At 66.5% G+C, this 9,346-nt stretch carries 8 protein-coding genes, 1 tRNA gene and 1 other RNA gene; 6 read left to right on the plus strand and 4 right to left on the minus strand.

Translation table 11 applies throughout. The features are described 5' to 3' along the window. Positions 1-23: 23 nt before the first annotated feature. From G6019_RS13350 to G6019_RS13360, 3 genes are all read right to left on the minus strand, one after another. Complete coding sequence (locus G6019_RS13350; protein ID WP_107755518.1) at positions 24-578, minus strand: NuoB/complex I 20 kDa subunit family protein; 555 nt, start codon at positions 576-578, stop codon at positions 24-26. A gap of 23 nt (positions 579-601) precedes the next feature. Continuing rightward, the gene (locus G6019_RS13355; RefSeq protein WP_107755519.1) at positions 602-961 is read right to left on the minus strand and encodes an NADH-quinone oxidoreductase subunit A; all 360 of its coding nucleotides are present in this window, start codon (positions 959-961) and stop codon (positions 602-604) included. A 228-nt stretch (positions 962-1,189) separates the two neighbouring features. Next, positions 1,190-1,603, minus strand: a complete 414-nt coding sequence (locus G6019_RS13360; protein ID WP_375539768.1) for a hypothetical protein — start codon at positions 1,601-1,603, stop codon at positions 1,190-1,192. Positions 1,604-1,679: 76 nt separating this feature from the next. Between G6019_RS13360 and G6019_RS13365 the strand changes: the two genes are divergently transcribed. From G6019_RS13365 to G6019_RS13375, 3 genes are all read left to right on the plus strand, one after another. Continuing rightward, positions 1,680-2,834 (plus strand): PucR family transcriptional regulator, encoded by a 1,155-nt coding sequence (locus G6019_RS13365; RefSeq protein WP_182612284.1) that lies wholly within the window; start codon positions 1,680-1,682, stop codon positions 2,832-2,834. Positions 2,835-3,001: 167 nt separating this feature from the next. Then, entirely contained in the window at positions 3,002-4,339 is a 1,338-nt protein-coding gene (locus G6019_RS13370) for a short-chain fatty acid transporter (RefSeq protein WP_182612283.1), read from the plus strand. 11 nt (positions 4,340-4,350) lie between these two features. Beyond that, the gene (locus G6019_RS13375) at positions 4,351-6,378 is read left to right on the plus strand and encodes an acetoacetate--CoA ligase (RefSeq protein WP_182612286.1); all 2,028 of its coding nucleotides are present in this window, start codon (positions 4,351-4,353) and stop codon (positions 6,376-6,378) included. A gap of 100 nt (positions 6,379-6,478) precedes the next feature. On the opposite strand, the gene G6019_RS13380 is transcribed toward G6019_RS13375, so the two are convergent. After that, positions 6,479-6,566 (minus strand) — tRNA-Ser (locus tag G6019_RS13380). 106 nt (positions 6,567-6,672) lie between these two features. Here G6019_RS13380 and ffs point away from each other — a divergent pair. From ffs to dnaX, 3 genes are all read left to right on the plus strand, one after another. Beyond that, an RNA gene (gene ffs / locus G6019_RS13385) (signal recognition particle sRNA small type) lies at positions 6,673-6,767 on the plus strand. Between the two features lie 69 nt (positions 6,768-6,836). Continuing rightward, positions 6,837-8,108, plus strand: a complete 1,272-nt coding sequence (locus G6019_RS13390) for an aminotransferase class I/II-fold pyridoxal phosphate-dependent enzyme (protein ID WP_182612282.1) — start codon at positions 6,837-6,839, stop codon at positions 8,106-8,108. A gap of 496 nt (positions 8,109-8,604) precedes the next feature. Further along, a partial coding sequence (gene dnaX, locus G6019_RS13395; protein WP_182627788.1) for a DNA polymerase III subunit gamma/tau occupies positions 8,605-9,346 on the plus strand: 742 nt, incomplete at its 3' end.

Below are 9,346 nucleotides of genomic sequence, written 5' to 3' on the forward strand. Positions count from 1 at the left end.
GGCCGGGACCGGATGGTCGCCGGTCACCGGAACATCCCCTCGACGGGGATGAGCGGGCGTTGGTCGAGCGCCGCCCGCTCGGCCGCGCGGACGGCCTCGGCCCGGTTGGCGCCGAGCGGCATGTGCTGGATCTTGTCGTGCAGGGTGATGATCGCGTGCAGGAGCATCTCGGGCCGTGGGGGGCACCCGGGGAGGTAGATGTCCACGGGGACGACGTGGTCGACGCCCTGGACTATCGCGTAGTTGTTGAACATCCCACCCGAGGACGCGCACACACCCATCGCCAGCACCCACTTGGGCTCGGCCATCTGGTCGTACACCTGGCGCAGGACCGGGGCCATCTTCTGGCTGACGCGGCCGGCGACGATCATCAGGTCCGCCTGGCGGGGGGAGGCGCGGAACACCTCGGTCCCGAACCGGGCCAGGTCGTAGCGGCCTCCGCTGGTGGCCATCATCTCGATGGCGCAGCAGGCCAGTCCGAAGGTGGCGGGCCAGAGCGACCCCTTGCGCATGTATCCGGCGAGTTGCTCGACCGTGGTCAGCAGGAACCCGCTCGGCAGCTTCTCTTCCAGTCCCATGATGTCTCCTCCCCCGGCCCCGGTCAGTCCCAGCTCAGCCCGCCGCGACGCCACTCGTAGGCGTAGGCGACGGAGACGTTGACGACGAACAGGGCCATCGCGGCCAGTCCGAACAGCCCGAGGGTGTCGAAGTGCACGGCCCACGGATAGAGGAAGAGGATCTCGATGCCGAAGATGATGAACAGCATCGCCGTGAGGTAGTACTTCACCGGGAACCGGCCGCCCCCGACCGGCTGCGGGGTGGGTTGGATGCCGCACTCGTAGGCCTCGACCTTGGACCTGTTGAACCGGCTCGGCCCGGCCAGTGAGGACGTCAGCGAGGAGAAGACGGCAAAGGCGACGGCGACGGCGCCGAGGACCAGGATGGGTACGTATTCGTTCATCGCGTCACTCCTCGCGCGTTCCTCGAGAAGCCACCTGTGGGTTCACTTCTCCTGCAACCGCATGGGATCGCCGGCGACCGGCTGTGGTGGGGTCACGGCCCGCCGTCTCCCTGTCGGATTGGGTGTCCCCGACCCCGACTGTGACTCTACTCACATTGCTTTGACGCGTGTCTGGGGTTTCGGCAGACCGGTTCCAGGTGTGCGACGGCCGCCGGTGGTGGCGGGAGCTCAGGTCGGCGCGAGGAGCGAGGTGACCGCATCTCGCAGACGGAACGGGTCGATCGGGTGAGGGACCGACGCGTCGGCCCGGGACCAGTCCGCGAGCCAGCGGTCGTCCGCACGGCCGATCAGGACGAGGATCGGTGGGACGTGGTCGAGTTCGTCCCGCAGTTGCTTGGCCAGTCCGAGCCCGCCGGTGGGGGCGGTCTCGCCGTCGAGGATCACCAGGTCGATGCCGCCCGCGTCCATGGTGTCGACGACGACCGCCGCCGTGGCCACCTCGAGGTAGTCGAGCCGAGGGAGGTCGGGGTGTGGGCGGGTGCCGAGTGCGGTCATGACGCGGTCGCGGGTGCCGGCGTCGTGACTGTAGACGAGCACGCGAAGGGCGATGTCCGGAGCGGTGATCTCGGTCACGTCCGCGATGCTACCGAGGGGGATCCGTGGCGGTGCGGGGTTGGCGGGGGCCGGATGATCCCGTGGCCGTGTCACAATCCGATACATGGATCCCGGCGACCCGCGAGGTGCTGCGATCGACGCGCTCGTCGAACGTGAGCCGGTTCTCCTCACGCAGGTCCTCGCCACCATTCGTGGCACGTATCCCACCTACGAGTCCGTATCAGACGAGGTCATCTCGTCGTCGTTCCACCAGAACATCGAAATGTGCATCCGCGCAGTGGTGGACGGGCCCACACCGCAGGGTCACAAACTGCGCGCCTACGCGCAGATCGCGAGGAAGCGCTTCGAGCAGGGTGTCCCGGTCGAGGACCTCATCCGTTCGTACAAGCACAGCATAGGACTCATCGCGGACGCGCTGACCGAGCTGTTCGACGCGCACGGCGTGTCCCCGTTCGAGAGTCTTCACGCCTACCGGCAGATCTGGATGGTCAGCGACGTGTACTCGGCCGTCCTCGTGGAGGTCTATCGACAGCATCAACTGCAGCTCGACACCCGGAACCATGCGATCAAGAATGACTTCATCGACCGGCTGCGCTCCGGAGATTTCGACGACGGAATCCTTGCCACCGCACAGACTCGCTTCGCCTTGCGCACAGACCTGGACTACCGCGGCTTTGTCGCCGCGATGGTGGGTCACTCCGGGCACGACATCTATTCGCTTCTCGCGATGCTGGAGCCCCAGATCTTCGGCCATCGGGGGGTGTGTGCGATTCGAGGCGATGTGATCGTGGGTATCTGCAGGGAGGTGTTCGACACCGGCGACGGCGTGTCCGTGTCCTACGGTCGGCCCCGTCCCCTGTCCGGCATAGCGGAGTCCCTCGAGGTTGCTCGGCGGGTGGCCAGCACCTCGACCGCGCTGAGCGCGGGGAATCACCACCTCGAGGAGGTCGGCTGGCGGGTAGCTGTCGACCCGGAGTCGCCCGTCGTCGATCTCTTCGACGCGAGATTTCGGCAACCCCTCGACTCGGCCAAGGTCGATGCCGCCTCCACCCTGTGCAGCGTCGAAGAGTATCTCCGGCAGAACCGCTCCTATAAGAACGCCGCGAGAACGCTCAACTGTCATCCGAACACCCTGCGCTACCGGATCGCCCGGTTCGCGGAGATCACCGGGTGTTCGGTCGACGACATGGAGACCGCGGTATCACTGCAGTGGTACTTCGAGCTGCGCGCCAGGGATCGGAACTCGACCGAGGAATGAGCCTCGAACGGTGGTCGACGGTCCATAGCTCGACAGGTTTGTAATCTGTAACGAGACCTACGCAACAATTTCAGGCTGTGGTCCATCTCCTTTTGTGACGAGCGATAGCAGAATGTGTCGGGCGTCATGGCGTCCGAGCCCCCGCTGAGCCCAAAGGAGATCCGCCTGTGCGAGCCCTATCGCGCTCCCTCAACCTTCTCGTCGAGAAGTATCTGCCCAACGCGTTCCTCTTCGCGCTCGTCCTGACGATCGTCACTCTGATCCTCGGGATGACGATCGGGAGCCAGTCCTTGCCGGAGATGGCCGAGCACTGGTACGGCGGATTCTGGGGCTTCCTCGAGTTCGGCATGCAGATGGTGGTCGTACTGGTCACCGGCTACGCGCTCGCGAAGGCTCCGCCGGTCAACAGGCTCCTCACCCGCCTCGCCGGCGTCCCCAAGACCCAACTCGCCGCGCTCGTCATGGCGATGGTGGTCTCAGCGGCATTCGGCATCATCAGCTGGGGTCTGGGCTTCGTCGGGGGAACGCTCGTCGCGATCGAGATCGCTCGACGTGTCAAGGTCGCGGATTTCCGGCTCCTTGTCGCTGCCGCGTACACGGCGGTCATCGCGACTCAGCCGGTGTCGCTCGCCCTCACCGCTCCACTGCTGGTCAACACCCCCGGGCACAGCCTGGAAGATGAGATCGGACTCATACCGGTCACCGAGACGCTGTATAGCCCGACCATGATCAGTGCGGCCGTGTTCGGTTTCCTGGGTGTGCTCGTCGCCTTCATTCTGATGGCACCGAAAGGCCGGGACGTCGTCCCGTTCTCCGGCCCGGATGACGCGCGGGAGACTGCGGACGCCGGCTCGGTCTCCAGGGACTCGACCGTCTCGGACCGGATCAACAACAGCAGGATCATCAACTACCTCATCGTGATCCTCGGCCTGATCGGCATCATCACCTACTTCGTCGCCCAGGGCTTCAACCTCGAACTCAACATCATCAACTTCATCTTCCTCATCGTCGGTATCGCGCTCCACGGGAGCCCCGCCAAGTACGCCGAGTGCATCACCGATGGGATCCCGGCGGCGTCGGGAATCGTGCTCCAGTTCCCGTTCTACGCCGGCATCGTCGGCATGATGGGCGGCGCCGGGCTGATCGTCCTGATCGGCGAGTGGTTCGCATCGATCTCCACGGACGCGACGTTCCCGTTGTTCGCCTACATCTCAGCCATGATCGTCAATATCTTCGTGCCATCCGCCGGTGGCCAGTGGCAGGTTCAGGGGCCGGTGCTGCTCGAATCGATCAGCACCATGAATGTCTCAGCTGCGACCGTCGTCAACGCGGTGTCAGTGGGCGACATGACGACCAACCTGCTGCAACCGTTCTTCGTCCTCGCCGCGCTCGGCCTCTCGGGTCTGGGCCTCAAGGACATCTGGGGTTACTGCATGACGGCGATGGTCGTTCTGATGGTGATCGGTTCGACGATCTTCCTGCTCGTGCCGGTCCTCGGGTGGTGACGGGGAACATGATGAGCAGTCACAGCGTGAATGGCCGCGTGAAGACGTGGGAGCCGTCCGCAGCACGGGTCGAGGGGTCGGATCTCCGCAGCTTCCAGAATTGGCTCCGACACCACCGTGGAGTGCATCCGGCCGAGGTAGGAGGCGGGCTCGGAACCTACGCCGAGCTGCACAGGTGGAGTGTCGGATGCGTCGATGACTTCTGGGAGTCGGTATGGGAGTACTACGACCTCGTCGGCGATCGCGGCGCGGGGCCCGTGCGTGAGGGGGAGTCGATCGCTGACACCCGCTGGTTCCCCGACGCGCGCCTCAACTACGCGGAGAACCTGTTGCGCTTCGCCGGGTCGGATCCCGACCGGGAAGCCGTCGTCGGCCTGCACGAATCCCGGCCTCGTCAGTCCCTGACCTGGCGGGAACTCGAAGAACGCACGGCGTCGCTCGCGGCACACTTCCGATCGATCGGGGTGCGGCGGGGGGACGTCGTGTGTGCGGTCCTGCCGAACGTCCCCGAGACGATCGTCGCCCTACTGGCGGCAGCGTCCGTAGGGGCGATCTGGTCGGTCGTCAACACGGACTTCGGCGTCCGGGGGGTAAGCGATCGATTCACGCAGATCGCTCCGAGGGTTCTTCTCACCGTGGACGGATACGACTTCAACGGCCGATACCGGGACATGACGAGGGGCTTGCCCGACCTCATCGACGCCCTTCCGACGATCGAGCACCATGTCTTCGTGGACACGGGGGGCCCCTCGAGCGAGATGCCCCCGGCGACCCGCGTACCGAGCACCCGGATGTCCACGATCATGTCAACGCCCGCCCGGCCCGTATACGACCGCGTCGAATTCTCCCACCCGCTGTGGGTGCTGTATTCCTCAGGGACCACGGGCAAGCCGAAGGGGATAGTCCACGGTCACGGTGGAATCGTCCTCGAAGCGAACAAGGCCAACGGGCTGCAGTATGACCTCGGTCCGGGCGACCGGGTGTACTTCGCCGTGTCCACGACGTGGGTGGCGTGGAACATGCTGGTGGCGTCGATGATGAGAGGTGCGACCGTCGTCACCTACGACGGTGCCCCGTCATTCGGGACGCCGGCCAGACACCTCGAGATCTGCTCGACGGAACAGGTGTCGTTCTTCGGTGTGGGCGCCGCGGTGCTGACGGAAATCCAGCGCTCCGGGATGTCCCCCCGTGCACTCTTCGATTTCTCGAAGCTGGACTCCATCCTGTCCACCGGGTCTCCGCTGCCCGAATCGACCTGGCTGTGGATCCACGACCACGTGAAGAACGATGTGCATCTGGGTTCTGACTCCGGAGGAACCGATATCGCGTCGGGGATCGTCGGATCGAACCCGTTCGATCCGACCTACGTTGGCGAGCTCCAGGGGCCGTATCTGGGCGTCGCGGCGGACACCGTCGATCCGGAGGGACGCCCGGTCGTCGGGGAGGTGGGCGAGCTGGTGATGACCGAACCACTGCCCTCGATGCCCGTGAAGTTCTGGAACGATCCCGACGGGAGCAGATACCGGGCCGCCTACTTCGAGGACTTCCCCGGCATGTGGCGGCAAGGCGATTGGGCCACCCGCAGACCCGAAGGGCCTTTCGTCATCCACGGTCGCTCCGACTCGACGATCAATCGCGGTGGCATCCGCATGGGATCGGCCGACATCTGCGAGGTCGTGGACACCGTTCCGGGTGTGCGGGCGTCCATGGTGATCGGTGCTGAACTGGCTCGGGGTGAGTACTACATGCCGCTCTTCGTCGTGCCTGACGCCGGCTTCGAGGTCGACGACGAACTCCGGGAGTCCATCGTCTCCGAGATCAGGTCGAAGGTCTCACCCAGGTACGTGCCCGACGAGATCATCGCCGCGCCTTCGGTTCCCCGGACCCGCACCGGAAAACTGATGGAGGTGCCGGTCAAACGGCTCTATCAGGGCGCGGATCCGGACGCCGTGAGCTACACCGCGACCGATGAACCGGACACGCTGCGCTGGTACGTGGAGCGGGCGTCGGCGTTCGCCAGGAGGCGGCACGCGGAGTAGCAGGCGTGAAGGTGGGGCCCCGGTGGCACTCGGTGCCCGTGCGCCACCGGGGCAACGAGAAACGCGGCCCGGGCTCGAGAGCACCGGGCCGCGTCTGCGGCGGAGGATAGGGGATTTGAACCCCTGAGGGGCTATAAACCCCAACCCGCGTTCCAGGCGAGCGCCATAGGCCACTAGGCGAATCCTCCGTCGATCACAGTACCCAGCGCGGCCAACCACTGGCAAACCATCCGGGATTCCTCGGCTTCCTCCCGGGCGGCGTGCGGCCGCGGAGGCGGCACGGTTAGACTCGTCACCGGACCCCGCGCGGCGTCCATCCTGTGAACTCCCCCAGGGCCGGAAGGCAGCAAGGGTCAGCGGGCTCTGGCGGGTGCGCGGGGTCCCTTCACGTCCGGCACCAGGACCACCTGCGTCGAGGTGCCGAGACCACCGACGATGTCGATCCCCCGGAGGCCACTGTGGCGCTGTCCGATCTCTCCGCCGACGACCTGGCCCGACTCGAATCGGAGTTGTCCCGCGAGTACGACTCCCTCGCCGAGCGCGGTCTCTCCCTGGACCTGACCCGAGGTAAGCCCTCGCCCGAACAGCTGGACCTCTCCGAGCGGCTGCTGGCCCTGCCGGGGGAGGGGGACCACACCGCGGGGTCGACCGACGTCCGGAACTATGGAGGCGGGGCAGGACTGCCGGAGCTCCGTGGGATCATCGCCGAGCTCCTGGGGGTGGACGTCGACCGGGTGATCGCGCAGGACAACGCGAGCCTGTCGATCATGTACGACCTGCTGGCGTTCTCGATGTTGTTCGGCACGCCGGATTCCGAGCGTCCGTGGAAGGACGAGCCGACGCTCCGGTGGCTCTGCCCGGTGCCCGGATACGACCGGCACTTCACCATCACCGAGGCCCTCGGTATCGAGATGATCCCGGTGGCGATGGGCGAGGGCGGCCCGGACATGGACGAGGTGGAGCATCTCGTGGCGACGGACCCGTCGATCAAGGGCATGTGGTGTGTGCCGATCTACTCCAACCCGACCGGCGTCGTCTACAGCGATCACACCGTGTCGCGGCTGGCGCGCATGGTCACGGCCGCCCCGGACTTCCGGGTGATCTGGGACAACGCCTACGTGGTGCACACGCTGACCCCGGATTTCCCCAAGGTGCCCGACGTCGACTCGATCGCCGCGGAGGCCGGTCACCCTCATCGCTTCCTGCAGGTGTGTTCGACCTCCAAGATCACCTTCGCCGGCGCGGGCGTGTCGTTCCTCTCGGCCTCGACGCCGAACCTCGACTGGTATCTGAGGCACACCGGGGTCCGGTCGATCGGACCGAACAAGGTGAACCAGCTGGCGCACGCGCGGTTCTTCGGTGACGCCGACGGGGTGCGCGCCCACATGCAGAAGCACCGGGAGATCGTGGCCCCCAAGTTCGAGGCGGCCGCCGCAGCGTTGGGCCGCCGCCTCGGCGACTACGGGGTGGCCCGCTGGACCAGGCCTGAGGGCGGGTATTTCATCGACCTCGAGGTCCCGGACGGTACCGCCACGGAGACCGTCCGCCTGGCCAAGGCGATCGGTGTGGCGTTGACCCCGGCGGGTTCGGCCTATCCGTACGGGCGGGATCCCGACGACAGGCACATCCGGCTGGCGCCCACCCTCCCGCCGTTGGCCGAGGTGGAGACGGCGATGGACGTGGTGGGACTGTGCGCGTTGCTCGCGGCGTGTCGCGACGCGCAGAAGTGATGTAACACAGCCTGCCGCTTCGTTAATCACCAATCACTGAGATGCGGACCCAGTGATGCCCCTGTGGGGGTGTCGACGGGGCCGCTGTCACCAGCGAAAGCGGTGGTGCTGTGATCTGTAACACGTTCTCATTACGTGGACTCGCCGGGAATTTCGGGGGACAGTGCTCTGACGTGCACGAATGGCCCCGAAAGCGCTGTTGAGCAGTAGTCAATTGAGGAAGGTCCTTGATCGCCGCAGGTCCGCGTGGTTGTATTTGACGCGTCCGGACCCCATAAGGGATCGGGCACCGGAGTGCGGCTGAGGGGCTGCGAGGGGCCGGTGCTGTGATCTCGGTCCGGAACCGCGCCGCGAGGGTCTGAGGGGGCCCGCACCGCCGCGCGAGGGACGTCGGGAGGGGTCGCGGAGACGCGGCCCCTCCGGTCATTTCGGGATGTCGTCCTCCCGGACGCAGAGGTCTCGCCTCGTCGTCGTACCCCCTGGGTACCCTCTAGCCGTGGCCCTCTACCGGAAGTACCGCCCCGCCTCCTTCGCCGAGGTCGTGGGCCAGGAGCACGTCACCGAGCCGCTCTCCGTGGCATTGTCCTCCGGCCGGATCAACCACGCGTATCTCTTCTCCGGGCCGCGCGGGTGCGGCAAGACCTCGTCCGCCCGCATCCTCGCCCGGTCGCTGAACTGCGTGGAGGGACCCACCGCGACACCCTGCGGGGAGTGCGACTCCTGCGTGGCGCTCGCGCCCGGGGGCACGGGCACGCTGGACGTCACCGAGCTCGACGCGGCCAGCCACGGTGGTGTGGACGACACCCGTGACCTGCGTGAGCGGGCATTTTTCGCGCCGGCGTCGTCGCGGTACCGGGTGCTCATCATCGACGAGGCGCACATGGTCACCAACGCGGGCTTCAACGCGCTGCTCAAGATCGTGGAGGAGCCGCCGGAGCACCTCATCTTCATCTTCGCCACCACCGAGCCGGAGAAGGTGCTGCCGACGATCCGTTCACGGACGCACCACTACCCGTTCCGCCTGCTCACGCCCTCGGCGATGCGTGGACTCCTCGAGCGGGTCTGCGACCAGGAGGGCGTGCGGGTCGAGCCGACCGTCTTCCCGCTGGTCATCCGCGCCGGTGGGGGGTCGCCGCGCGATACGTTGAGCGTGCTGGACCAGCTGATGGCCGGCGCGGGCGAGGAGGGCATCACCTATTCGCGCGCGGTGAGTCTTCTGGGGGCCACCGAGGCGGCGC

The organism is Dietzia sp. DQ12-76 (genome assembly GCF_014145045.1).
Taxonomy (GTDB): Bacteria; Actinomycetota; Actinomycetes; order Mycobacteriales; family Mycobacteriaceae; genus Dietzia.

Excerpts from the sequence above, each read along its gene's own strand:
- G6019_RS13350 (WP_107755518.1), bottom strand. The coding sequence starts at position 578 with ATGGGACTGGAAGAGAAGCTGCCGAGCGGGTTCCTGCTGACCACGGTC.
- G6019_RS13355 (WP_107755519.1), bottom strand. The coding sequence starts at position 961 with ATGAACGAATACGTACCCATCCTGGTCCTCGGCGCCGTCGCCGTCGCC.
- G6019_RS13365 (WP_182612284.1), top strand. The coding sequence starts at position 1,680 with ATGGATCCCGGCGACCCGCGAGGTGCTGCGATCGACGCGCTCGTCGAA.
- G6019_RS13375 (WP_182612286.1), top strand. The coding sequence starts at position 4,351 with ATGAGCAGTCACAGCGTGAATGGCCGCGTGAAGACGTGGGAGCCGTCC.